Origin of the sequence: Pseudomonas sp. B16120 (assembly GCF_044218845.1) — a bacterium.
Classification (GTDB): Bacteria; Pseudomonadota; Gammaproteobacteria; order Pseudomonadales; family Pseudomonadaceae; genus Aquipseudomonas; species Aquipseudomonas paracarnis.
This window is the reverse complement of the sequence record NZ_CP162588.1, coordinates 2,179,329-2,202,258: the sequence shown is the minus strand read 5'-3', so window position 1 is coordinate 2,202,258 and position 22,930 is coordinate 2,179,329. Positions and strand designations below refer to the sequence as shown.

At 53.3% G+C, this 22,930-nt stretch carries 24 protein-coding genes; 15 read left to right on the top strand and 9 right to left on the bottom strand.

What is annotated here, in order from left to right:
* Positions 1-6: 6 nt before the first annotated feature.
* The 8 genes from AB4P90_RS10530 to AB4P90_RS10495 all read right to left on the bottom strand — a co-directional run bounded on the left by AB4P90_RS10530 (position 7) and on the right by AB4P90_RS10495 (position 8,095).
* Entirely contained in the window at positions 7-1,224 is a 1,218-nt protein-coding gene (locus AB4P90_RS10530; RefSeq protein ID WP_060766962.1) for a beta-ketoacyl synthase N-terminal-like domain-containing protein, read from the bottom strand.
* 737 nt (positions 1,225-1,961) lie between these two features.
* A complete protein-coding gene (locus AB4P90_RS10525; RefSeq protein ID WP_395605873.1) occupies positions 1,962-3,029 on the bottom strand; it encodes an IS630 family transposase in 1,068 nt (355 codons plus the stop codon).
* A 122-nt stretch (positions 3,030-3,151) separates the two neighbouring features.
* Entirely contained in the window at positions 3,152-4,114 is a 963-nt protein-coding gene (locus tag AB4P90_RS10520; RefSeq protein WP_004577240.1) for an IS30-like element ISPpu17 family transposase, read from the bottom strand.
* A gap of 202 nt (positions 4,115-4,316) precedes the next feature.
* Positions 4,317-4,949 (bottom strand): hypothetical protein, encoded by a 633-nt coding sequence (locus AB4P90_RS10515; RefSeq protein WP_155717083.1) that lies wholly within the window; start codon positions 4,947-4,949, stop codon positions 4,317-4,319.
* A 138-nt stretch (positions 4,950-5,087) separates the two neighbouring features.
* The gene (locus AB4P90_RS10510) at positions 5,088-5,885 is read right to left on the bottom strand and encodes an amino acid ABC transporter ATP-binding protein (protein WP_060766771.1); all 798 of its coding nucleotides are present in this window, start codon (positions 5,883-5,885) and stop codon (positions 5,088-5,090) included.
* Positions 5,886-5,893: 8 nt separating this feature from the next.
* Positions 5,894-6,559 carry an amino acid ABC transporter permease gene (locus AB4P90_RS10505; RefSeq protein WP_230957526.1) on the bottom strand — a complete coding sequence of 222 codons (666 nt, stop codon included), beginning with the start codon at positions 6,557-6,559 and terminating at the stop codon, positions 5,894-5,896.
* Between the two features lie 3 nt (positions 6,560-6,562).
* A complete protein-coding gene (locus AB4P90_RS10500; RefSeq protein WP_060766769.1) occupies positions 6,563-7,213 on the bottom strand; it encodes an amino acid ABC transporter permease in 651 nt (216 codons plus the stop codon).
* Between the two features lie 30 nt (positions 7,214-7,243).
* Positions 7,244-8,095, bottom strand: coding sequence for a transporter substrate-binding domain-containing protein (locus AB4P90_RS10495; protein WP_395605872.1), 852 nt, complete (start codon positions 8,093-8,095; stop codon positions 7,244-7,246).
* Between the two features lie 178 nt (positions 8,096-8,273).
* On the opposite strand from AB4P90_RS10495, the gene AB4P90_RS10490 reads away from it, so the two are divergent.
* The 13 genes from AB4P90_RS10490 (at position 8,274) to AB4P90_RS10430 (ending at position 20,557) form a co-directional block, all read left to right on the top strand.
* The gene (locus tag AB4P90_RS10490) at positions 8,274-9,200 is read left to right on the top strand and encodes a LysR substrate-binding domain-containing protein (protein WP_060766768.1); all 927 of its coding nucleotides are present in this window, start codon (positions 8,274-8,276) and stop codon (positions 9,198-9,200) included.
* Between the two features lie 114 nt (positions 9,201-9,314).
* Positions 9,315-10,529 carry an aminopeptidase P family protein gene (locus AB4P90_RS10485; protein WP_060766767.1) on the top strand — a complete coding sequence of 405 codons (1,215 nt, stop codon included), beginning with the start codon at positions 9,315-9,317 and terminating at the stop codon, positions 10,527-10,529.
* Positions 10,530-10,848: 319 nt separating this feature from the next.
* Positions 10,849-11,598, top strand: a complete 750-nt coding sequence (locus tag AB4P90_RS10480) for a hypothetical protein (RefSeq protein WP_060766766.1) — start codon at positions 10,849-10,851, stop codon at positions 11,596-11,598.
* Between the two features lie 115 nt (positions 11,599-11,713).
* On the top strand, positions 11,714-11,938 hold the full coding sequence (locus AB4P90_RS10475; protein ID WP_042558377.1) for an AlpA family transcriptional regulator: 225 nt from the start codon (positions 11,714-11,716) through the stop codon (positions 11,936-11,938).
* 5 nt (positions 11,939-11,943) lie between these two features.
* Positions 11,944-12,789 carry a ParA family protein gene (locus tag AB4P90_RS10470; RefSeq protein ID WP_060766765.1) on the top strand — a complete coding sequence of 282 codons (846 nt, stop codon included), beginning with the start codon at positions 11,944-11,946 and terminating at the stop codon, positions 12,787-12,789.
* A gap of 85 nt (positions 12,790-12,874) precedes the next feature.
* Entirely contained in the window at positions 12,875-13,084 is a 210-nt protein-coding gene (locus AB4P90_RS10465; RefSeq protein WP_042558375.1) for a hypothetical protein, read from the top strand.
* A gap of 14 nt (positions 13,085-13,098) precedes the next feature.
* The gene (locus tag AB4P90_RS10460; RefSeq protein ID WP_060766764.1) at positions 13,099-14,688 is read left to right on the top strand and encodes a ParB family protein; all 1,590 of its coding nucleotides are present in this window, start codon (positions 13,099-13,101) and stop codon (positions 14,686-14,688) included.
* Positions 14,685-15,233, top strand: a complete 549-nt coding sequence (locus AB4P90_RS10455; RefSeq protein WP_395605871.1) for a DUF2857 domain-containing protein — start codon at positions 14,685-14,687, stop codon at positions 15,231-15,233. The genes AB4P90_RS10460 and AB4P90_RS10455 overlap by 4 nt, the downstream gene beginning before the upstream one ends.
* A complete protein-coding gene (locus tag AB4P90_RS10450) occupies positions 15,230-16,417 on the top strand; it encodes an STY4528 family pathogenicity island replication protein (protein WP_060766762.1) in 1,188 nt (395 codons plus the stop codon). The genes AB4P90_RS10455 and AB4P90_RS10450 overlap by 4 nt, the downstream gene beginning before the upstream one ends.
* A gap of 221 nt (positions 16,418-16,638) precedes the next feature.
* Positions 16,639-17,394, top strand: a complete 756-nt coding sequence (locus AB4P90_RS10445) for a PFL_4669 family integrating conjugative element protein (protein WP_395605870.1) — start codon at positions 16,639-16,641, stop codon at positions 17,392-17,394.
* A complete protein-coding gene (locus AB4P90_RS10440; protein ID WP_060766760.1) occupies positions 17,391-17,909 on the top strand; it encodes a DUF3158 family protein in 519 nt (172 codons plus the stop codon). Before AB4P90_RS10445 ends, AB4P90_RS10440 begins: the two co-directional genes overlap by 4 nt.
* On the top strand, positions 17,906-18,361 hold the full coding sequence (locus tag AB4P90_RS10435) for a single-stranded DNA-binding protein (RefSeq protein WP_060766759.1): 456 nt from the start codon (positions 17,906-17,908) through the stop codon (positions 18,359-18,361). The genes AB4P90_RS10440 and AB4P90_RS10435 overlap by 4 nt, the downstream gene beginning before the upstream one ends.
* A gap of 228 nt (positions 18,362-18,589) precedes the next feature.
* Complete coding sequence (locus tag AB4P90_RS10430) at positions 18,590-20,557, top strand: DNA topoisomerase III (RefSeq protein WP_060766758.1); 1,968 nt, start codon at positions 18,590-18,592, stop codon at positions 20,555-20,557.
* Between the two features lie 42 nt (positions 20,558-20,599).
* Here AB4P90_RS10430 and AB4P90_RS10425 read toward each other — a convergent pair whose 3' ends face one another.
* Positions 20,600-20,857 (bottom strand): hypothetical protein, encoded by a 258-nt coding sequence (locus AB4P90_RS10425; protein ID WP_060766757.1) that lies wholly within the window; start codon positions 20,855-20,857, stop codon positions 20,600-20,602.
* 208 nt (positions 20,858-21,065) lie between these two features.
* On the opposite strand from AB4P90_RS10425, the gene AB4P90_RS10420 reads away from it, so the two are divergent.
* Positions 21,066-21,407, top strand: coding sequence for a helix-turn-helix domain-containing protein (locus AB4P90_RS10420; protein WP_003235829.1), 342 nt, complete (start codon positions 21,066-21,068; stop codon positions 21,405-21,407).
* A 902-nt stretch (positions 21,408-22,309) separates the two neighbouring features.
* The gene (locus AB4P90_RS10415; RefSeq protein WP_060766756.1) at positions 22,310-22,891 is read left to right on the top strand and encodes an STY4534 family ICE replication protein; all 582 of its coding nucleotides are present in this window, start codon (positions 22,310-22,312) and stop codon (positions 22,889-22,891) included.
* Positions 22,892-22,930 lie beyond the last annotated feature (39 nt).

Sequence of the window (22,930 nt, the reverse complement as noted above, 5' to 3'; positions counted from 1 at the left end):
CCCGGATCACGCGTCGAGTGCGCGTTTGCTAAAAATAAGGCTGGCGTTTGCCCCCCCGAAACCGAAGCTGTTACTCATGACGCAATTTACGAGCTGGTTAAGGCGCGTAGTGCGGATGATTGGCAACGTTTCAACTTCCGGGTCCAACTGCTCGATGTTGTGGGATGCCGCGAGAAATCCGTGCTGCATCATCAACAGCGAAAAGATAGCTTCATGAACACCCGCAGCGCCCAGTGCATGACCTGTCAATGATTTGGTTGAACTGAACGGCGGCAACTTGCCATCGAACGCCAGTGAGGCAGCCCGCAACTCAACCAGATCGCCCGCCTGAGTGCTGGTGCCGTGGGTATTGAGGTAATCAACAGTTTCATCGCAATGAATCAATGCGGCCTGCATGGCACGAAGTGCGCCGTCGCCGCTGGGCGATACCATGTCCTGGCCATCGGAAGCGGTGCCATAACCAATCACCTCTGCATAGATTGTTGCACCGCGTTCAAGTGCATGACCCAGTTCTTCTAGAACCAGCACCCCACCGCCTCCGCTTATCACGAAACCATCGCGTGCAACATCGTATGGCCGGCTTGCCCGGGTCGGCACATCATTGTAGCCCGTCGAAAAAGCCCCCATGGCGTCGAACATACAGCTTTGGCTGACATGTTCGGCCTCGGCTCCCCCGGCGAATACAACATCCTGTTTGCCGAACTGGATCTGCTCGTACGCATGACCGATGCAGTGGGCACTGGTCGCGCAAGCCGAAGCGATGGAGTAGTTGAGTCCTTTGATGGCAAAAAAACTGGCCATACAGGCCGACACCGTACTGGTCATGGTCCGCGGCACTCGATAAGGACCGACCTTGCGAATGCCCTGTTCGAGCAACTGGTTAGCCTGGACGATATCTTCGCTGGAGCCGCCGCCCGACCCCATCACGCAGCCCGTTCGGGGATTAGACACCTGCTCTGGCTTCAGCCCCGCGTCAGCTATTGCATCGCGCATCGCAAGATAGGCATAGGCAGCGGCATCGCCCATGAAGCGGCGCTGGCGGCGGTCAATTTGTTCCAGATCCACGGTCAGCAGACCGCTGACGTGGCTACGCAGTCCTGCTTTGGCGTAGGTCGGGTTAAAGCCAATTCCCGAGCGCCCTTCACGCAATGCCTGCACAACCTCCGCCTGGCTATTGCCCAGGCTGGATACCAAGCCCATCCCGGTCACAACTACGCGCCGCAGGCCTGTGGTGTACTTGGATGCCTCGTGTGTTTGCAAAACGTAACTCCTTTCTCTTTTCGCAACGTGAAAATGCGGCGATGAGGTCGAGTCTAGTGGGGATTTTTCATTCTGATAATTCGTATTAGGACACCGTTTATTACCTAAAAACGCATTAATAGAGGTGAGACATGGACAATCCCGACCGTCGAGACCGAGCCAAAAACGCAGCTTAGATGCTGGCGATAGGTGACCAGCGCACCGAAGCGAGCGAGCTCGAGTGCATGGTTCTTCTCTGGGTGAGGCGAGCGGTGATGCGGGGAGGAGAAGCAACATTTACTGACACAGACGGTTCAACCGGAGAATAACTCCACGCGCCGAGCTGCGCTGCATCAGGACTCTGCTTTGTAGAGCAACATCAGATTATTACGTAGTCGCCTGGGGCTGACAGGATCAAACATTAGCAGGTCGCCTGACCGCTAGCCTGTAGGGGTCTGCCAAGTGCAGCGTATTTGCGCTGTTATCGGTAATCAGAGCGAAAAAGCGCATGAGTTCCGAGTAGCCCAACACATCTCAGATGTGCAGACCGGCTTCCAGAATGGGCAGAGGGATGCGATTCATCAGCGGATATCATGATATCGACGATAACATCCTTGCCGAGGCAGATCTTCATGCTAGCCCGATCAATCTCGGGACAAGGGTATGGCCACGGTGGTAGAGAGATTACCGAAACTAGTGTGCTGTCTCAAAAATAAAGCTCCTCATGCCTGTGAGACCATTGCCTCACGGGCTCGCTGTATCTTGTTCAAAATATCTTCCCCCTTGGCGTTCCAGACGTAGCGAGTCGGCTGCGCATTTCGCAGTGCCAGGAACGTGGTGATCGAGCTTTCCAGTTCGCGAACCGAACTGAAACTGCCGTCACGCAGGTACACCGTGATATCGCGAAAGAAGCGCTCAACCATGTTCATCCACGAGCTGGAGGTCGGGGTGAAGTGCATGTGGAAGCGCTTGTGCTTCTCAAGCCATGCCTTCACTTTCGGGTGTTTATGCGTGGCGTAGTTGTCCACGATCAGATGCAATTGGAGCTGTTTGGGCGTTTCTCGATTGATCTTCTTGAGAAACTCCAGCCATTCCTGATGCCGGTGTTGGCGCTCTATGGAACTGATCAAGCGCCCCTGAAGATAATCCAGCGCAGTGAACAAGGTGACGGTGCCATGGCGGACATAATCGTGCGATTGCGTACGGATATGACCGATCCCCAAAGGCAGTCCAGGCTGGGTACGCTCCAGAGCCTGAACCTGGCTTTTTTCATCGCAACAAAGCACCAATGCCTTATCCGGCGGATCCAGATACAGCCCGATGACGTCCCAGAACTTCTCTTCGAAGTTTGGATCTTTGGACAGTTTGAAGGTACGTGTCAGGTGCGGTTTTATATCGTTGGCGGCCCATATGCGCTGGACGCTGGCCGGTGAAATGCCGGCGACTCGCGCCATGCTTCGACAGCTCCAGCGAGGCTGACCGATACGCGGCTGAGTGACCTGCTCAAGTGTTCGTTTCAACGCTTCGGCCGATAGGGATGGCTTGCGACCTCGTCCGGGCAGATCCACTAGGCCTTGTAGACGCAGCTCTTGAAAGCGCTTGCACCAGCGGGTGACTGAAACAACGGAGAGACCTGTCAACTGGGCAATCTCGTTACGAGAACAACCTCGAGCGGCTAGCAAAATCACCCGTGCCCGACGACCGTCGCGCTGACTGATCGTGGCTGATCTTATGCGCCGACTCAGTTCAATTTGTTCGTCTTCACTGAGCACGATGTCCTGAGAGTTCATGTGATCACTCCAAGCACTGACTGACCACAGAAGCATAGCTCAGGTTAGAAACTTATTTCAGAGACGGCACACTAGCTTGGCGATGGATAATTTCGGTCGGGAAGTAAATAACATTCCTGAATTCAACACATAAGTGCAACGCTCACCCCTGTATGCACTTCGTACGGCGTCTTCCAGCCCAAGCGCTTGCGCGGGCGTAGATTGATCCTCGCTACTGTCCGATTGACGGCTTCGACGGTCAGCTTGCTGAAGTCGCTGCCCTTGGGGAAATACTGGCGGAGCAGACCGTTGGTGTTTTCATTGGTGCCACGTTGCCAGGATGAATAGGGGTCTGCAAAAAAGACCTGGCACTGGCTCCGTAGCGCGATGCGTTCATGCCCGGCAAACTCCCTTCCGTTATCCAGCGTCAGCGTGTGAGCGGCATGGCCCTGAAGCATCAGATTGATCGCCCGCGTTACCTGCCGGCGCGTTCTGCGCTTGACCGGATAGGCGCTCAGATAGCCGCTTTTGCGATCAACCAGGGTCACCAGGTTACCGCCCAGTCCATGTACCGTATCGCCCTCCCAGTCCCCCAGGCGCTCGCGGCTTTCGACCTCGGCTGGGCGTTCACTGATTGACACGCGATTACGCAGCTGCCCGCGCCGATCGTGGCTTCCATAGCGTTTCCGGTAGCGCTTTCGGCGATGTCGCAGATAGGTATAAAGCTCACCACCGGCGCGCTGTTCGGCGGCAATGAACCGATAAATCCACTCATGGCTGACCGCCCGGCTTGGCTGCTCCTGCTTCAACCGCTGGGCGATCTGCTCCGGACTCATGCCATGCTTGAGCCACACCGGGAGATGATGGCTGAGCCATGTCGCCGGCTTGCAAAACTTGCGCGCACCCGCTCGACGAGCATCACTTTCATGGGCCGCAGAAACAGCCTTGTAGATATTCTGGGTGCTGTTGCGGCGAACCTCGCGACTGATCGTCGAGGGATGCACGCCGACCCGCTTTGCAATGCTCGCCTGGCTCTCTGCGGCGCTCAAGCCAGCCTCAATCTGGTAACGTTGTCCCTGAGTCAGCTGCCGGTAATGCGTAGTCATCTGCGCTTGAATCCTTCGGTGTGAGAGCCTGGATTCTACCGGTGGCTGGCTCTCTGCCTCTCGTTTCAAGCGTTGCGCTTATTCTATGAATTCAGGATTGATATGCGAACGGTTGAGCACTTTCGAATCGGCCACACAAGAAAACCAGGGCTCTGTCTCTTAAATTTACATCGATAAGCCCGTTCATAACGGTTATCTGGATTTAAGTTCGGACGTGAGGGTTCCTACCACGTGCGCCTGATTTAACTGCCAGATTCTTTTCAACTTCTAACATAATATATCCGCCATACTCTTGTGCTAGAAATTCGCACATGAGCCCTTGAACAGCTTGGCGGCCAATACATGTTAGGCGTCCACGGTCGACACAGAATGGCGCAGTAACAAATTTGATGTCTTTGTAAACACCGAGGTGCTGGGAGTAACCTATTTCAGGAAGGCTGCAACGAAAACCATTTAGCGCGCCACTCATTGCCAACAACCAGCCCGCACCGCCGAAGGCCCCCAGATCAACAGGCTCGGTGGTCCAATTGTCCAGCCGCTGCCTGATAACATCGTAATCCGTATCGAAATGTATATTCTCGGCGGTACACAGGATCAACACATTAAATAACTGCGCATGGTCCAGCCGAGTAGTTTCGGTAGCTATGCCGCTGCTTGCGTTAAGCGTGCCCCCTTCTAAACTGAGGATTTGCCATTCACAAAGCTGAAATCCTGCTACATGATTAGCGGATCGTAATGGCTGTATAGCATTCGCTAATGAATATAGGTCAAACCCCTCAGTGAGCAAGAACCCAACTTTCACAATATGCAAGTCACTACCAGGAATTCTAGGCACTTTTCTGCATCCTCAGTACCATGCTCAAACGCGACACCGCGCAATATAACATTTAGCACCTAATGTTTAAGGAAAGAGATCAGATGATAGCTTGATCACAAAGCAAGACCATATTAATGCAATGCAATGCAATTCAATTCAATTCACACTGCCACCATTCTGCCGCTCATTCCATGAAGTAAGGAACTGAAGTAAACGAGGGCTGGTGGGAGCCCCAAATATCTGGCTAGGAGGTCCCTGCTCCTCTACGCGACCATCAGCGAGAAAGACGACTTTATCCGATACCTTTGCCGCAAATCCCATCTCATGCGTCACGATAACTAATGTCATACCTTCACTCGCAACGTCCTTAATGACATTGAGCACCTCTCCTACTAATTCGGGGTCTAAAGCTGAGGTAGGCTCATCAAACAGCATAATGCTGGGTTCCATCGCCAACGCTCTGGCTATTGCAACCCGTTGCTGTTGACCTCCGGAGAGTTGACTCGGGTAGCTGGAAGCCTTATGAGCGAGACCGACCTTTTCAAGCTGGGCCTCCGCCATTGCATATGCCGCAAGTTTCGGAATTTTTTTTACAAGCCTCAGGGGGGTGGCAATATTATCAAGAACACGCATATGCGGCCATAAATTGAACTGTTGAAAAACCATGCACACCTTGCGAAGCGAACTCTGGATTGTGTTTTCGGGCAATTGGTACAAACCTCCAGTAACAGAGCTTCCGTAACCAATAAGGCGGTTATTTACCAATACCTCACCACCGTCATATTCTTCAAGAAAATTTATACATCTCAGCAACGTTGATTTACCAGATCCAGAACCTCCGATGATGCTAACAACCTCGCCTTTTGCGACGGTGAGTGAAATGCCTTTGAGCACTTCATGCTGACCATAGCTTTTTTGCAAATCACGAATTTCTATAGCGTATGAATTCGACATGCATAACCTCAGCGCTGCAGATAATTTTTAAAATGCCGCTCAGCTCTGGAACCAATGCCAGCTAGTACAATGGCAATAGCCCAATACGTCAACGCCAATATCGTATATGGCTCCAGCATGGAGTAGCTCTGAACAGCAATTGTCATCGCCACATTAGTTAACTCAGCGACTGTTATAATCGACAAAACAGACGACTCTTTTAGTAGAATTATCGTCTGCCCGACAACTGCTGGTACGCACCGAGCCATCATCTGCGGCCACAGCACAACGCGAAATACCTGAGTACCTGTCAGTCCCAGATCTCTTGCAGCTTCGAGTTGACCTTGTGGAATTGACTCACGTCCGGCACGAAATATCTCAGCAAAATAGGCTGCACCATACAACCCTAGACCTATCAATCCTACGGTTTCTGCAGTCCAGTCAATACCTATGTATGGTCCCCCATAGAAAACCAAAAATAATTGTAGAAGAAGCGGAGTACCCCGAAAAATGTTTAAATACAGCTTATATAAAAAGGCAGCTGGCTTGTTATCTGGCTTGTAAAAACTCTGTAACACCAGGCCTAAAACCATCCCCAGCGCAATTCCCCCAATACTCATTTTCAGCGTAACGCAAATCCCAGCTAGGATTGAGCTACCGTACTCGTCAAACAGACCAATGCCGATCAAAGGCACCTCCTACGCAATTTTTAGCCTAGCTTCCAGCCAGTTACCCACCCGTCCAGTCGCCATTGTTAGGGCCAAGTAAAGCAGACCAGTCACGATAAAGAATTCGATGGGGCGGTAGGTAGTTGAGGCAAGGGTTTGAGCTGTCCTCATAAGCTCATGTACAGCGACAGCAGAAATCAATGAGGAATTTTTAATGATATCGATAGTTTCGTTTACAAGAGCAGGCAACATGGCCTTCAACACCTGGGGTGTTTTAATATAAATCAATGCTTGCCAGCGCGACAGACCAAGATCTCTGGCCGCCTCAGTTTGACCGTATGGCAGAAGCTGGAAACCGGAGCGCAATATTTCACCCTGAAAGGCTCCACTATTCAAAGTTAATGCGACAATCGCGGCGGCCAGTGGAGGTAAACTTATTCCGATAGAAGGCAGTGCATAAAATACTAGAACAAGCTGTACCAACAAAGGCGTGCCTCGAAAGAAGCTTACATAAGCAGCGCAGAACATCCGGAGCCACCTACGCTCACCCATCAGACCAAGGCAAACAGCCCAGCCCATCACCAGCCCTAACGCAATAGCGGTCAAAGATACCCATAGTGTGGTAAACAGGCCTGCCAAAAGCTGTGGCAAATAGTGGGCTGTAGCTGTTAAATCAAACATACCTAATTTTCCCGACTAGCATTACTGCATTCAGTTTATCGGTGCTGGAACAGCATCAGTAGGTAGAGGCATTTCGAAGCCGAACCATTTGCGCTGAAGCTTGGCTAACTCACCGCTTGCGTTCAGCTTTGCAATACCGTCACTAAAGAATTTAACAAGAGAGGCGCTGTCAGCATCTTTACGACCGGCCCACGCATAGTATGTCGGCGGTCCGAAGGGAGGCTGTACAATTTCAAATACATCTCCACGCTCCTTGATTAAAGGCGCGAGATTGGGTAGGGATTGAACTACTGCATCGACGCGACGGGAGGCCAAAGCCGCATAAGCCTCATTATAGTCCATAAATGCCTTGATTTCTTTCACGCCCGAGTTCTTAGTCGGCTGCAGTACAGTCCGCTCATACTCCTTGAGCACGTCGATTTGTGGTGCCCCGGCCTGACTTCCTACTACCATGCCAATCAAATCTTCGGCACTATTGATCCGGGCGTCCCCTTTACGCTTCAATACTGCCACACTAGCAGTGGAGAAAGGCAAGGTAAAAGCAAAACTTTCTGCGCGCGCCTTAGTGATAGTAAGTGACGTGGCAACGAAGTCGAATCTTTTGCTGGATAATCCAGGAAGTATACCCTGAAATGGAACATCTAATTGTTTAAGTTTAACCCCGGGCAAATCGAGTATAATCGCGTCAAGCAAGTCTTTCCCGTACCCGACAATTTTACCGTCCTCGATCATCTCAAAAGGCGCATAACGTGCTTCGGTTGCGACGACAATCTCGCCACGCCCCTTGATGTCAGAAAGTAAATCAGCCTTAGCCTCAATAGCTGCAAAGGACACTAAAGTGCCAACTAACAATGGGGTCAGCAGCGAATACAGTGGTCTCATGACGCGATCCTTTCGATGAGTTACGAGTAGAAGTGGGCGAACCGGTTGGCGTTCACACAGCATGTCCACAACCGAAATCATGAACAAACGGCTATTTTTAACGTCGACTCATTAGGTTTACTAATGTCGGCATGACTCATGCTTGTACTGGTAAAATCCCAACAGCTGGAGCCTCGTCATGTCTCGTGCCCTACCTTCTCTTGAGGGATTGCGCTACTTCGATGCTGCTGCACGGCACTTGAGCTTCACTCGCGCATCAAAAGACCTGTTCCTTACACAAAGCGCTGTAAGCCAGAAGATTCAAGCGCTTGAGCAGGAACTGGGCTATGAGCTTTTTTATCGCCTGCCTCGGGGTTTGAGGCTTACGCACCGCGGTGAACGGCTGCACGTCGGAGTCGACCAAGCGTTGAGGCTTTTAGGAACGACCTTGCACCAAATTGGAGATGAAGAGCTAAGTGGCACGCTAAAAGTGCGCGTTATGCCCTCCTTCGCTAGCAAGTGGTTGCTGCCGCGGATGCCATCCTTCAATCAAGCCTACCCTGGCATACAGTTGGAGGTAGAAGCAGATCTGAGTACCCCTAATTTCAATAGCGACGGCGTCGACTTGGCAATCAGCTGCGCTTGGACTGACAATGCCAAACTCTCTCAGCTACATCTATTCGATGACCTCGTTTATCCAGTAGCCAGCGCGGATTTGTTGGCACGAGTAGAAATCAAAGATTATGGTGATTTGTGCCAGACGATCTTGTTACATGACTCTATGCCTCACGCTGCCTACAGCACCAACTGGGACGCTTTTTTCTCCCGGCACAGCCGCTACGATATCAATACCCGTGGTGGCTGCTCATTTTCACGGGCAGACCTTGTTTTGCAGGCGGCTTGTGATGGTCAAGGGGTCGCGTTAATGCGGCATTCGCTGTGTGCAAAAGAGATAGCAAGCGGTACCTTGGTCAGGCCGTTCCCTGAGGTAATGCAAGATGGCCAAGTATGGCTAGTGCACCCGAGCATCCATGAAGACCGCCCTCGGGTTCAGGCGCTGAAGAAGTGGATTAAGAGCGAGGTGGAGCAGCACCTGTCGCAGCGGCGCTTGAACCTGGGCAGCTAGATATCTGTCTCAGCCATAAGCTCTGCTAATGGTACGGAATTAAAAATCGTCATTTGTTCCTATTGGGCGTGAAGGAGATGCTACGCGCTGCCTTCACTAGATAGGAACCTCGGCATGAGCATGCCTAATTACATTACACTTCAAAATGGACCTAAAACACGGTCTACTTTCAGTGTGAAGGAAATGTCCCGACGCCTTCAGTTATTACGTCAGCATATGACCAGCACCAGTTTGGACGCCATTGTATTGAGCTCAATACACAACATAAACTATTTTGGCGACTTCCTGTTCTGCGAGTTTGGGCGTAGCTACGCATTAGTAGTAACGCACGATAGCTCCATTCTTATCACGACCAATATTGATGGAGGCCAAGGTTATCGCCGCAGCTGGGGAGATAATCTTGTCTATACAGACTGGAAGCGTGATAACTATTTCGTTGCTCTACGTAAAGCAATCCCATTAAAATCTCGCCGTATAGGCGTAGAGTTCGATCATCTATCCCTCGATAAATTTCGCAAGATCGAAGCCGCTCTTGACAATGCGGAACTGGTTGACATCGCGCCTGGCACCAACCGTATTCGCATGTTCAAGTCAACCGAAGAAATCCAGCTGATTCGTATTGGTGCAGCGGTAGCGGACGTAGGAGGTGCGGCTTGTTTAGACGCGATATCTGAAGGTGTGCCTGAGTACGAGGTAGCCATTGCGGGGACGTCTGCAATGACTAGGGAAATTGCTAGGCGTATGCCTTACTGCGAGTTACGCGACACGTGGACGTGGTTTCAATCCGGTCTGAACACTGATGGTGCACACAATCCCGTTACCAGTCGTCGAGTTAAATCCGGGGATATACTTTCAGTTAACTGTTTTCCGATGATCGCAGGCTATTTTTCTTCATTAGAACGAACGGCTTTTTTGGGTGAGCCAAATACCCAGCAACGTCGCATATGGGAAATCAACTGCAAAGTACACCAACGCGGGCAGGAGTTAATCAGACCAGGGGTTCGTTGCTGCGATATTGCCGCAGAGCTAAATGAAATCTATCTACAAGCGGATCTGCTCAAATATCGCACATTCGGTTACGGTCACTCAAATGGAGTCCTCTGCCACTATTACGGACGGGAGGCTGGGCTCGAATTACGCGAAGATATCGAGACGGTGCTAGAACCGGGCATGGTGGTATCGATGACACCTATGGTAATGCTACCGGAAGGTACGCCAGGTGCTGGGGGATATCGAGAGGGCAGCGTGCTCATTGTAAATGACAGGGGTGCGGAAAATATTACGAAATTAGGCTCTGGGCCTCAGCACAATATAATCAATCTTCCCTAGCTATTAACATCCAGAGTGGTTCAACTGATCAAGAAGTTCCAAACATCAAGAATCTGCATCATTGATTAATGATATCTGCACCTCTGGGTCATGTGGAGGATACCTAATCAGAACCCGATTTTTTTGTTAAGAGACCGAGATCGTGGCTCTGGATCGCGTAAAAAATCGATTGCTACTCGGGTATTGCTTTCTGGTAGCACTCGAAATTAAATGACCTCACCGATTTGGTCGATGGAGGAAACAGCTAGCATGAATCGCTAGTTTGAATATTGATAGTCGGTGAGAGGCCTATCCATTAGGAATGGAGGTCCGTCACGCTATGGCTATTAATGTTTTTAATTCGCATAGCAAAAGCTTCTATCGCCCTATAGATGCAGCATTGCGCTGGTGCAATCTCACTCGCTACGAAGCCCAAATTATGCAGGCGGATTGGTCTCGTCCTGAGAACCTTGCAACCCTCTTTCCCCAATGGCCCAATCTTCACATCGCTGTCGAAAGGATTTTAGACGCCATACGCAATGGAGAACTGCCGTACGGCTGCCTCGGCGTTTCTGTTCCTTTGGGAAGCTACGTAGAGCCCTATCAGCTGACCATACGCCATTCAGACTTACGCCGCTGGATGGAAATTCATTATCCCGACCATAAGCCCAGCTTTTTATTCGAGTCCGGTGAGGATACATCTGCAAAGGTCAGTCTCGGAACGTTTCTTTCAGTGAAAGCAGATCGAGACGAGTTATCGAGAGCGTTGAAAGCGCAACAGCAACACGTTCAAGAAATCTTGGGAGAACTCCAGTCGATTGGACTTGAAAGAGATGATCTCAAAGCCTTGGCCAAAACGAATGGTCAACTCAGCGAGCGTAGTGAACTGACCTATCACAATATGATCGGGGCATTGGTCAGCCTTCTTTTGGACCATTCGCCCGCCGGAAAACCTCTTTCGGTATTCACGAATCAAGCAGCCATCGTCGACGCCATTGTCGCCCGTCACAAAGATGTGCCCGGCCTCAGCAAGCGGACGCTGGATGAAAAGTTTGCCGTGGCCAATCGTAGCCTCAAGAAAAACAACTGATCCAGTCAATTGCGTTGCAATGGGCTTGATTGCAGTGCAATGACTCAGCCGCGTTAGTGCGATTCAATCCAAGTCACTTCCCACCACGCGCCAACAGGCGCCAGGAGTGACTAGCATGTCCAACCCATCGGTACCCGCACTCGAAGCACCTCAACCCCAACGGCACATCATGCGACGTGACGAGGTTGAACTAAAAACCGGCTTCAAACGTGCGCATATTTACAACCTGATGAAGGAAGGCAAGTTCCCGCGGGCGAAGCGTATCGGGCTGCGCGCAGTCGGCTGGGACTCTCTGGAAATCGAACACTGGATTGCAGAACGCCTTTCACAACAGGAGTGAAGGTGATGCACGTGGTCTCGGTGGTTTCCACCAAGGGTGGTGTAGGCAAAACTACAGTAGCGGCGAACCTCGGCGGCCTGTTGGCCGATGCTGGTCTCAGTGTTCTGCTCTTGGATCTGGATAGCCAACCCACCCTCTCCAGTTATTATTCATTGAGCCAGAAAGCGCAGGCAGGTGCGTACGAGCTCATTGCACTCAATCTAACAATACCTGAACGAATAATTTCTAGGACTGCAGTCGTCGGTCTCGACCTGATTTTCTCTAATGACGATCAAGGTCGACTGAGCACTTTGTTGCTACATGCCCCTGACGGACGACTACGCCTACACAATTTGCTCAACGATTTGCATCTCAATTATGACCTGCTTTTGATTGATACTCAGGGAGCCCGCGGTGTGCTGTTGGAAATGGCCATCTTGGCCTCCGATCTCGCCCTCTCTCCCATCACGCCGGAAATGCTCGCTGCCCGCGAAATGCGTCGGGGCACCTTAAAACTACTGAGTGAGCTCGAACCGTTTCGTCATCTAGGCATCGACCCGCCGCCGTTGCGGCTCTTACTGAACCAAGTGAACGTCAATCGAGTGGACACCCGGATGATCATCCGAAGCCTGCGCGAGAATTTCGCAGAGGCTACCAATATCTCGGTTCTAGACACCGTAATCCCGGACCGGGTGGCGTACCTCAATGCCGCCTCCCTCGGCTTACCGGTCCACCGAATAGATGCTCGCCCGTCGAGTAAACGCCGACGCTCGCAGTCTGCGCTAGAAGTAATGCAAGCGCTGGCAATCGAATTATTCCCGGAATGGCGCGAAGCGATCTCATCGGTAATGAGGTGTGCGGAGTCTCGATAAACCAAATCGCCCAATTAGCTTTTTCACCGAATTATTTTTGTTTGATCGACCTTGAAGCCATCAGGGCTTGGTAAGGAGTTTTCTAATGTTGGATCAGTTTCCTATCGTCGTTCAGCCTTCCATTCGACCACACGACGCGGCTTGCGGGGAGTGCTGCACTTTGGTTTTTCGTTTGCAAGGGGGGCGCTCGGCCATGTTGTGGTTCCTCGCAGAACTCTCCCAACATTTCGAAGGTTCAGGGACTGCCGAAATCGTGAAATTCGAGGTCGGTGACCATTTGCGTAGCCGGCGTTAACCGAGGCGGTTCAGATGAAGAAGCTCAGTCAGGAGGAAATTACCGACAAGCTGCACCAGGACCACTTCACTCAAGGTCCTGGACTGGAGCGACTGTCCGATCCCGTCATCGACACTCCCATGCTGGTCACTCTGGAACAGTTACGTCCCTACGAACACAACCCACGCTTCATTCGTAACCCGCTTTATGACGATATCAAGGCGTCGATCCGTGAACGCGGGCTGGATCAACCGCCACCGATAACCCGCCGCCCGGGTGAAACCTCTTTCATCATCCGCAACGGCGGTAATACGCGCTTAGCCATTCTCGGCGAACTGTGGCAGGAAACTCGCGACGAGCGTTTCTTTCGGATCCACTGCCTGTTCCGACCTTGGGGCAATGAAATCACCGCCCTACTCGGCCATTTGGCGGAAAGCGACCTGCACGGTCAACTCACGTTCATCGAACGGGCGCTGGCAGTAGCCAAACTCAAAACCATGCTTGAGTCCGATGGCGCAGATCTATCACAAAGGGAACTGGCTCGACGTCTTGCCGCTGGAGGCTATCCGATTTCGCAGTCGCATATCAGCCGTATGCTGGACACCCTCGAACACTTATTGCCCGCCATTCCACAAACTCTGTATGCCGGATTGGGTAAGCCTCAGATAGAGCGCCTGATCGGTCTACGTAGTCAGGCTGAGCGAACCTGGAATCGTTATCCAACCGCTGCCGTTTCATTTGCAGAGTTCTGGCTAGAAACCATGGGCTACTTCGATAGCGATCCTGAATCCTTTGATCTTGAGCAGATCCAGGACGAATTGCTCGAACGCATGAGCCACTTGCTCGGACAGTCCTACCGTATGCTGGCCCTGGAGCTGAGCGATACCCAACGGGTCGCCTCCACGCCTGGGGCTGTCACCACCACGACCTCAGAAAGCAGCCATCGGCCAAGCGTGCATGAAACTGCGGCAGAGTTGCCCTCCTCCGACACTGAACCCGAATCAACTGATGCCAAGAGCAAGGTAGAGCCAAATCCAGAAGAACTGCTCAGAGCACCCGAAACAAATGCTTCACCTGCGGTCAGCCCTCTACCACGCGTTCAACAGATTCGTGAGCAAATCAATCGCGAGATATCCAGCGAGGCGACGTCTCCAGTCGAAACCTGCCCAATCGACGACCTCTGGATCATCACACCACCGCTGGATACGCCCGAACAACTGCGTTTAGCCATTGCTGGACTGGCTCGGGAAATGGCGGCCTATGCCGGAGATGCCGAGAGCATCATTGATCAAAAGCTTGGTTTGGGCTTCACCCTAGACATTGAGCGACTTGATCTTTCAGCGCCTCGCTCGACCGGCGTTCACCTAATGCTCCTGGCCCTGTTAAGGGCTCAAGACGAGGTTAACTGGGAGGACCGCAAGCAAATCCCCTCTGCACTGTTCGGGCAGTTGCTGCTGGGGGTCTATCAACTCCCTCTACCAGATAGACCAGTCACGGACGTGGGGCTGGAGCGACTGCCTGACAGTCTGCTAATCAAGCTGTTTCGCCTGATCCGCCTGGCCCGGCGTCTAATCGACTTAACACTCATCTCTGAAGACAAAAACTCACCGGAGGAGCTGAGATGAACTTGTCCTTCAATATGCTCAATCAAGCCATGCTAACCCAGGTACTGCACGAACTGCGCCTGGGCAACCTGCAACGTTGCAAGGCACTTGGACTGAGTGAGGATGACATCTTCGTGCTGCAATCCTTACCACCGACCACGCTATCGCGCCTGGCCCATGCCACTGTCCCTTGGCTTGAGGTCAAGATTGACTCGCCAGTGCTGCATCGTTTGATTGAACAAGCTGAACGCGACGAACAGAACGAACGGTTGATCAACCGAGCACTCAAGCTCGGCGCCAGCAGCACCATTATGTACCAGTGTTTTGGCTTGGCGCATTCGGAAACAGCCATGCGCCGGCGTCTACTCAAGATAGAAAGCCGTAAAGGCCGCCCCCAACATTTGAGCGAAGCGCAGGAGCATGCGTTGTGGCAACGTTGGTGCCAAATAGGAACAGAGGACGGCACCGAGGATAAACTCGACGCTATGATGATGCTTGCCGAAGAACAGCAGATCAGCTTGACCATCGTTTGGCAGCAAATCGACCAGTACAGCAACAAAACATGAATGCTGTTCCTTCCAGCCGCTGGCAACGTGTCCTGCAGCAATGCACACAGCAGCTGCATGAGCGCTGGCCAGCACGCTCTACCACTGAAAAGCCCTCCAATCAGGCTCTACAGGCTGGCTTTCTGTTTAGCGGCCAATCCCACGAAATCGTGCCACGCCGGCTGCTGTTGGATAATCGGCTGACGCCATTGGAGCGAAATGCCTGGCAGGTATTTCGGCTCATGCTGCAAGGCCAGGGCGTGGTCACGCCGCGCTATGAGGATTTGCAGCCTTACCTCTCGAGCGTGCCCTACGGTGCGTCAGCCTCGCGTGAAACCATTGCACGCGTGTTGACGATGCTCAGGCTCACTCGTTGGCTCAGCTTGGTTAGCCGCGGTCGCGATCAAATCAGCGGGCAGCTACAAGGTTCTTTGTACGTTCTGCACGATGAGCCGTTAACCCCCGCCGAAGCCATGGAGCTCGATCAGGATTACCTAGAACTGGTCGGACATGCCCTCGGACATGCGACAAAGGCGGTGCGTATTGTCGCTCAGCACATTGTGGAGGAGGTCCGACAGGACACGAATATCGATCAGGGTCGGTTACCGACGCGGCTGGACAGTTGGGGCGAACAGTGGGCGCAGCAAGGCTTGGATCAGCCACCCGGTGATGCATTTCACGATGCCGAACATGGGGAAGATCACCGCGTTCGGAATCGTGCAGGCCCTCGTTCGGATTCCGAATCAGGCTCGAACCCTAACGTTTCCAGCACCGTTCGGAATCCGAACGCCGCCTGTACTGTATTAAAAGAAAGTAAATGTACAGTACCGCGCGCGACCTCTACTGTGGATAACCTGCGCTGGCCCACTGCGCTGCACCTGAGTCCCAGCGAACGTCAGGCCGTCGCGGTGGCGCTGATCAAGCTTAACCCAGCGGATCAGCAGGCTGTGCTCAACGAGGCGGGGGCACGCTGTAAGGCCGGCGGTATCCGCAAACCAGCGGCCTATCTGATGGGCCTGATCCAGCGTGCGCTGAAAGGCGACTTTCGTCCTTGGGCAAGTCAGGCCGAACCATCACCCATCGCAGAACCGCCCCCAACCGCCCCCTCGCGGCCATCTCGAAAAAAGGGCGAACCTGCATCAGCCCTCGCCCAAGCGTGCCTAAATGAGCTGCGCCAACTGCGTGGAGGCAGTGGACGTCAGTAGATTTGATGCCAGTGGCATCAAATCCATAGCGTTCCAATCTACGAAAATATCGGACCGAACCATGGAGCGTTTAGGGAAACGCCTGGGCGTAGTTCCAATAACCGTAGACGTCAGGCATTTGCCCTCTCTCACCAAACCGAATAGACCGCATTCAGCTTTTTGGCTGTCCTTGACCCTCATCTGTCGCAACGTCTCGTCCAAGCCAATGCGAGGACAACACCATGGCCGATCACTATCAACTCAATCTGGGTTCATTGCGCAGCAGCATCACCCTGACCCTGCATACCCACCATGCAGCCCGTATCTGGCAAGGTCGAGCCGCACGCGAAGGCGTCCACTCGATCATGGGTATGGCCGGTTACATCAGTGTCACCAACCTGATCAAACAAACTGCGGCTCAGGACGATCCCTATGCAGATTGGGCCATCGTGCAGCTCGAAGAAAAATTGATGCAGGCAAAGGCTGGAATGCTGGAACTGACTCAACAGTTAGACCGAATAAGACAGGACCTGCCGACACAGATCGACATGGGGGACAACCTCAACATCCACCCCGTTACTTTGCCATTGTACATCGGTAGTCAGCTGGGTTTTCTAGCCGTCTACCTGCTGACCGATTACGACACGCTGGTACGCCATACCCTATTGGCCCATCACACCGCCTTGATCGGCCGAAGAGACATGGAAGCCTGGATCGACGACGGTGCTCACCTGTTACGCAGCCTGTTCGGTCAGGCACAACGTTATCGACATGCCGGCGTTACACGCGATGATATGGCCGCAAATAATGCCCGCGCCCTGGCGGCCGTGGAGAAGTATGGATTGCCCCCGATGGACATCCTTGAGGGTCATCGCCGTTCTCGGTTTTCACCGCCGATCATTCGCCGTGGTGCTGTAGCAGTGGATGACGCTGACGCTTTGGCAGAGGTAGTGGACGGTCCGTCTGCGAGCGTAGATGAGTCGGAGGCTGATGCATGAATCCCATGATCCCGATTCACCCAATGCCCTTCGAAGCGTTGACACCGGATGCCTATCGGCAGCTCGAACACGCTGCCTCCCTAAAAGGCCTTTTAAAACCTTTTAAGGGTAAGGGGGAGTTGGAGCACCTGGCGCAGGTGGCGAGGGAAATCGAGGCGCAGTTGTGTCGCCTGATGGAGGCTGTCGTGCAGCAAGCCGGGCAGCCGCCGTACTCGCTATTGAAGATACGATTGGTGCTGCAGAAGACCAGTGCGGGCAGCACCTTTTTGCGTTGGCGCACCCGTGATTTTTCTCGCATGGGTGTGGAGGTTTGGGAACGTCAGATCTCCAACAAAGCATTGCCGCAGATCGTACGAGAGGAATTGCACCGTTTCGAATGCGCGCGTATCGCACTAAACCTTCAGATGAGTGTGGTGCATTCGCTCTACCGCCAGGCTACGACCTGCGCGATCAAAATGGCCAGTGCCGAACAGTTGCTGCGCCAGTTCACACCCGCAGTGGAGAAAACACGATGAGTACTTTTTTCGTCGGCGAAGGCAATATCGGCAGTGCACCAGAGTTCCAGAAGTTCGCCTCAGGCAATGACGAGCCACGGCGTTTGCTACGGCTGAATGTGTACTTCGACAACCCCATACCACGCGAGGGCAGCTATGAAGATCGGGGCGGCTATTGGGCACCGGTTGAGCTCTGGCACCGTGAGGCTGAACACTGGAGCACGCTGTACCAGAAAGGCATGCGCGTGTTGGTCGAAGGTCGTACGGTGCGCGATGAGTGGGAGGACAGCGAAGACAATGCACGGGTGACCTTCAAGATCGAGGCCCGTCGAGTCGGAATCCTGCCTCACAGGGTAAACAGCGTGGTCATGCGGGAACGCTCCAGTGAACCGACGGCCGCTCAAAATACTGAGCAGGCCAGCTCGCCGACGTCGAAACCCAAGAAACACAGAGGGCAATCACCTAAGGCCTGAACGACTTCAGGCATAAAAATTGCGCCTTTGCGCGAGGTTCCAGGCCTGCCATTGCTCGCTGCTCATGAAGCCCCCCACCCAGCTACGAACGCTCCAATAAGGTAACAGCTTCAGCTCATTCAAGGCCGCCCTCACCGACTAATATGAGGAACCTGCCATTCAGGTTTCTCATATCTCGCCCCTGCTAATTCGAACAACGCTGCTCCGAACTCAATCCGGAGTAGTTATATGCGCCTCTTCTTCTGCGAAAAACCTTCCCAGGGTCGTGACATCGCCAAGGTTCTCGGAGCCACTCGGCGTGGCGATGGTTGCCTGATCGGCCCCGAGACAACTGTCACATGGTGTATCGGCCACCTACTGGAGACGGCCCCGCCTGAAGCCTACGGCACTCAATACAAGAACTGGTCGTTGGATCATCTACCGATCATTCCGGCGCAGTGGCAAGTGGAGGTCAAACCCAAGACTGCCGCGCAGTTCAAAATCATCAAACGCCTGCTCAGCGAAGCCACCACCGTTGTCATCGCAACCGACGCCGACCGCGAAGGTGAGATGATTGCCCGCGAATTATTGGAGCTCTGCCAGTACCGAGGCACTGTTCAGCGCCTCTGGCTGTCCGCACTCAACGAAGCATCGATTCGCAGGGCACTGACCTCGCTGAAGTCTGGTCAGGAGACCTTCCCGCTCTATCACTCGGCCCTCGCCCGTAGCCGGGCCGACTGGCTGATCGGCATGAACCTCAGTCGTTTGTTTACCCTTCTTGGTCGGCGGGCAGGCTACGACGGCGTTTTGTCAGTGGGGCGCGTCCAGACACCCACCTTACGTCTGGTGGTCGATAGGGATCGTGCGATTGCCGGCTTCGTCCCGGTGCCTTACTGGAACATTGAGGTACACCTATCGTCGATGGGCCAGCGATTCATCGCGTCGTGGTTACCGCCATGCTCAGGACGGGACGAGTCGGGGCGTTGCCTACAACAAGTGCTTGCCCATCACGCGGTCCAAACAATCACCGACGAGAAGTCCGCCACGGTACTCTCGTTACATACTGAGCATTTCCGAGAACCGCCGCCCCTGCCCTACGACCTAAGCACGTTGCAGGAAGTCTGCTCGCGTAAGCTGGGGCTCGGCGTCCAGGAAACCCTGAACATCGCCCAAGCCCTGTATGAAACCCACAAAGCCACCACCTACCCGCGCAGCGATTGCCGCTATTTGCCAGAGAATATGTTCAACGAGGCTTCCGCGGTACTCGACGCCCTGCTCAAAACGGATCCTGCACTCAGACCTGCATTCGAGGACCTCGATCAATCATTGCGCTCCCGCGCATGGAACAATGCCAAGGTCACTGCGCACCACGGCATCATCCCCACCACCGAACCGGCAAACTTGGTGCGGATGTCCGAACAAGAACGCCATGTCTACGAACTGATCCGTAGCCACTACCTAGCGCAGTTTCTTCCGCATCACGAGTTTGATCGGACCCAGGTCGAATTGGCGTGTGGCGAAGAACGATTGACCGCTGTGGGCAAACTGATCTTAGTCCAGGGCTGGAAAAGCTCGCTCTCCGAAAACACCGAGGAGGATGAGCCCAGTCACAAATCCCAAGTCTTACCCATCTTGCAACAGGGCACGCAGTGCGCAGTGGAAAATGTCGAACTCAAATCCATGCGAACTGCCGCTCCTAAACCTCTCACCGAGGGTGATCTGATCAAGGCGATGAAAAACGTCGCCAAGCTTGTCAACGACCCACGCCTGAAACAGAAACTTCGGGACACCACCGGTATCGGAACCGAAGCCACACGAGCCGGCATTATCAAAGGGTTAATTGATCGCGGTTATTTGCTGAAGAAAAAACGCGCCTTAATGGCAACGGCGGCGGCCCATACCCTGATCGAGGCGGTGCCCGCTGCAGTTGCGGATCCTGGCATGACTGCGATTTGGGAGCAGGCTCTTGACGAAATCGAAGCGGGACGCCTGACCTTGGATGCGTTCGTCGCAAAGCAGGCGAAATGGATTTCGCAGCTGGTCGAACATTGTGGTGCGCTCACCTTGTCGATAACGGACAAAGCCGGACCAACCTGCCACATTTGCAATGCCTCAATGATCAAGCGGAAGGGCAAATCTGGGCCGTTCTGGTCATGCTCGCAGTATCCGAACTGCAAGGGCACTACGCAGTTCAGAAAAGAGACGCGCCGCCCATGACAGTTCGATTGAGATCAACATGAAGTTAGGGTGGTGCACAGCTCAGTGCATCATCAGCGGCGCCTGATCCCGCTCCAAGTCGATCAAAGGTTGTCCGACTTCACGGGCCAAAGCGATGCCTGTCGAAATCCATATCTGCCCCAGTTCGTTGAAGGCTTTTAGGTGGGCAGGATCTTCGTTGAGCCAATGAACAAGTCGTTCGAAGTATTCGGGATTATCCGGGCAATCATGAATCTTGATGAACAGCTCCAGTGTTCGATCCCAAATTAAATCCATGACGTCCTTTCTCTCATCTTCCATGCTCAACCATCCCTCAACTTGGTCCTGTCAGACCGTCGTTCTTAATAACCACTCTGGACTCTGATCCCTGGAGGGACAGAAACCACGTCGCGATATAAAGCTGTTTCAGTCACTATAACAACCCAATGAGTCGATACTCAACCCTTAAGGATGTTCATGTCAACGGGTCTTTGCTCAACCATTCGGGTTGAACTGGAGAACTCATCACTTGGCACATAAACATCCAACCCAAGCCCAAATCGGGCGCATGATCGCGAAGCACCGCAGCGAGCGTAATCTGACCCAGGAAGAGGTGGCTGAACGTTTAGGGATCGGTAGCGAAGCCATCTCGCGCCTGGAGCGGGGTGTAGTGGAGCTTTCAGTGGTCAAGCTGATGCAACTGGCTGATATTTTCGATTGCCGGATGGACGAACTCCTGACGGCCTCGAGTAATCGCCCCAATGACCAGGGTCAGATGATCGCGGGTCTGCTGAGTGGACTGAAGGAAAGCGACCGTGCCTTTATCTTGGCAACCGTCGAACAATTAGCCGCACATCTCGGCAGTAAGTAACCTCTTTCATCGGGTTCAACGTAGCGTCTTATGAAGGGGGCCTGCAGGCTTGACGTCGTGTTGACCTCTCTGCTGTAGTAGCTTTGGATAACCGCCAACGGCGACCCAAGACCGATTAGCTCCGGGCAGTTCGGTCAAACTCTTCGAGTTCGGAGCCTTCTATTCTGCGGAATTTAATTCCGGTTTTTTGCTCGACCTGATTGTGGTGGCGGATGACCACTGTTGCCTCTATCTGGCAATAGCGGTCATCCGCTTCTACGATCGTATTCAGTCCCGGAGCCCACCGGGGAACCAAGGGGCACCCTTTGTGCGCGGATGCGTGCCAACACGTTCCGACCCAGGCCACGACAAGGGTCGGTTGACGAATCATTACGCAGTTCAACCAAGTTTTGCGAGGAGCTTGACGACTGCGTAAGACCGTCAGAGGTGGCTTTTCTGTTCCTCGCCTGACGCCCCGTCGGGCCTACTCTTCATTTTGTTCATGCCAGTGAATACCACTGTAATCCAGGCGTAAAAAATCGGGTTGCAGCGTCTTGACGCTCCCCTGTGACAGGCTTATACAAAGGGCGTGGTTCGCTGTCGTTGACAGCCCAGCCCAGGTAGCCAAAACCTTCAAGGCTACGCCACGTTCGTGGTGGTTTACCCAAGTGCGATTAGCGTTCGGAAGCTCGCGCGGTTGCCGCTTCAGCGGTGATGAATGCCGACTACTCCATGCTTGCGGATTACCACCGCAGACGTTCCTCTGCTACACAGCTATTCCCCCAGAAGCATCATTCTGATGGTCATCGGCTTGCCGGTGACGAGTCGTTCATAACTCGCCTTCATCTTACCCACCCTGACGGGGCTCACTTCCCTGTCAGGGAATGTGCGTCGCCGTTTTCCCTTGAAACAGGAGAACCACCATGGCCTACGCCAACCAACCCCAAGAAGCGACCTCTTACTTCAACCTGCACACCGTCGGTATCGGCTACCTCAACCGTGTTCGTGAAGTACAGGTCCGCCGCGGCCAGCCATTCATGGCCTGCGATATCGCAGCCTTGCATGGTGCCTCCGATGCAGTGGAGTACACCCGCTTTGATTGCAAAGTCGCTGGTGGCGAAGCTGACCGCTTGATTCGTCTCTATATGGACGCCGTCAAAGCCGAGAAAAAGGTCTTGCTGTCGTTCCGTATTGGTGACCTGTGGATCGACCCATTTCTCTATGAGAAAGGCGATAAACAAGGCCAACCTGGCGCCAGCCTGAAAGGTCGTTTGCTGTTCATCGACTGGATCAAGGTCAATGGCAAGTTCGAATACAAAGCGCCCGCCAGGCAGGAAGCAACAGCACCTGCTGAGCAAGCGCCAAACCGTGAGCCGTCCCCAACTTCGGCTGATGCCGAAGCTGAGGATACCGACAACCCTACAGACTCCAGGATTGAACCGGAATCTCCAACCACTCCCCGCACGGCCCGCCGTGTCGCCACACGTGCTGTTCAGTCCGCCTGAACAATCCCTGATGTTTTACATCAAGGCGCTCAATCGAGC

What these genes read in the sequence shown, in the direction of transcription:
- AB4P90_RS10475 (WP_042558377.1), top strand. Translation starts at nt 11,714, where the DNA reads ATGTCCAACCCATCGGTACCCGCACTCGAAGCACCTCAACCCCAACGG.
- AB4P90_RS10450 (WP_060766762.1), top strand. Translation starts at nt 15,230, where the DNA reads ATGAATGCTGTTCCTTCCAGCCGCTGGCAACGTGTCCTGCAGCAATGC.
- AB4P90_RS10415 (WP_060766756.1), top strand. Translation starts at nt 22,310, where the DNA reads ATGGCCTACGCCAACCAACCCCAAGAAGCGACCTCTTACTTCAACCTG.
- AB4P90_RS10485 (WP_060766767.1), top strand. Translation starts at nt 9,315, where the DNA reads ATGAGCATGCCTAATTACATTACACTTCAAAATGGACCTAAAACACGG.
- AB4P90_RS10490 (WP_060766768.1), top strand. Translation starts at nt 8,274, where the DNA reads ATGTCTCGTGCCCTACCTTCTCTTGAGGGATTGCGCTACTTCGATGCT.
- AB4P90_RS10455 (WP_395605871.1), top strand. Translation starts at nt 14,685, where the DNA reads ATGAACTTGTCCTTCAATATGCTCAATCAAGCCATGCTAACCCAGGTA.
- AB4P90_RS10520 (WP_004577240.1), bottom strand. Translation starts at nt 4,114, where the DNA reads ATGACTACGCATTACCGGCAGCTGACTCAGGGACAACGTTACCAGATT.
- AB4P90_RS10480 (WP_060766766.1), top strand. Translation starts at nt 10,849, where the DNA reads ATGGCTATTAATGTTTTTAATTCGCATAGCAAAAGCTTCTATCGCCCT.
- AB4P90_RS10465 (WP_042558375.1), top strand. Translation starts at nt 12,875, where the DNA reads ATGTTGGATCAGTTTCCTATCGTCGTTCAGCCTTCCATTCGACCACAC.
- AB4P90_RS10470 (WP_060766765.1), top strand. Translation starts at nt 11,944, where the DNA reads ATGCACGTGGTCTCGGTGGTTTCCACCAAGGGTGGTGTAGGCAAAACT.
- AB4P90_RS10425 (WP_060766757.1), bottom strand. Translation starts at nt 20,857, where the DNA reads ATGGAAGATGAGAGAAAGGACGTCATGGATTTAATTTGGGATCGAACA.
- AB4P90_RS10435 (WP_060766759.1), top strand. Translation starts at nt 17,906, where the DNA reads ATGAGTACTTTTTTCGTCGGCGAAGGCAATATCGGCAGTGCACCAGAG.
- AB4P90_RS10510 (WP_060766771.1), bottom strand. Translation starts at nt 5,885, where the DNA reads ATGTCGAATTCATACGCTATAGAAATTCGTGATTTGCAAAAAAGCTAT.
- AB4P90_RS10525 (WP_395605873.1), bottom strand. Translation starts at nt 3,029, where the DNA reads ATGAACTCTCAGGACATCGTGCTCAGTGAAGACGAACAAATTGAACTG.
- AB4P90_RS10440 (WP_060766760.1), top strand. Translation starts at nt 17,391, where the DNA reads ATGAATCCCATGATCCCGATTCACCCAATGCCCTTCGAAGCGTTGACA.
- AB4P90_RS10500 (WP_060766769.1), bottom strand. Translation starts at nt 7,213, where the DNA reads ATGTTTGATTTAACAGCTACAGCCCACTATTTGCCACAGCTTTTGGCA.
- AB4P90_RS10430 (WP_060766758.1), top strand. Translation starts at nt 18,590, where the DNA reads ATGCGCCTCTTCTTCTGCGAAAAACCTTCCCAGGGTCGTGACATCGCC.
- AB4P90_RS10460 (WP_060766764.1), top strand. Translation starts at nt 13,099, where the DNA reads ATGAAGAAGCTCAGTCAGGAGGAAATTACCGACAAGCTGCACCAGGAC.
- AB4P90_RS10495 (WP_395605872.1), bottom strand. Translation starts at nt 8,095, where the DNA reads ATGAGACCACTGTATTCGCTGCTGACCCCATTGTTAGTTGGCACTTTA.
- AB4P90_RS10445 (WP_395605870.1), top strand. Translation starts at nt 16,639, where the DNA reads ATGGCCGATCACTATCAACTCAATCTGGGTTCATTGCGCAGCAGCATC.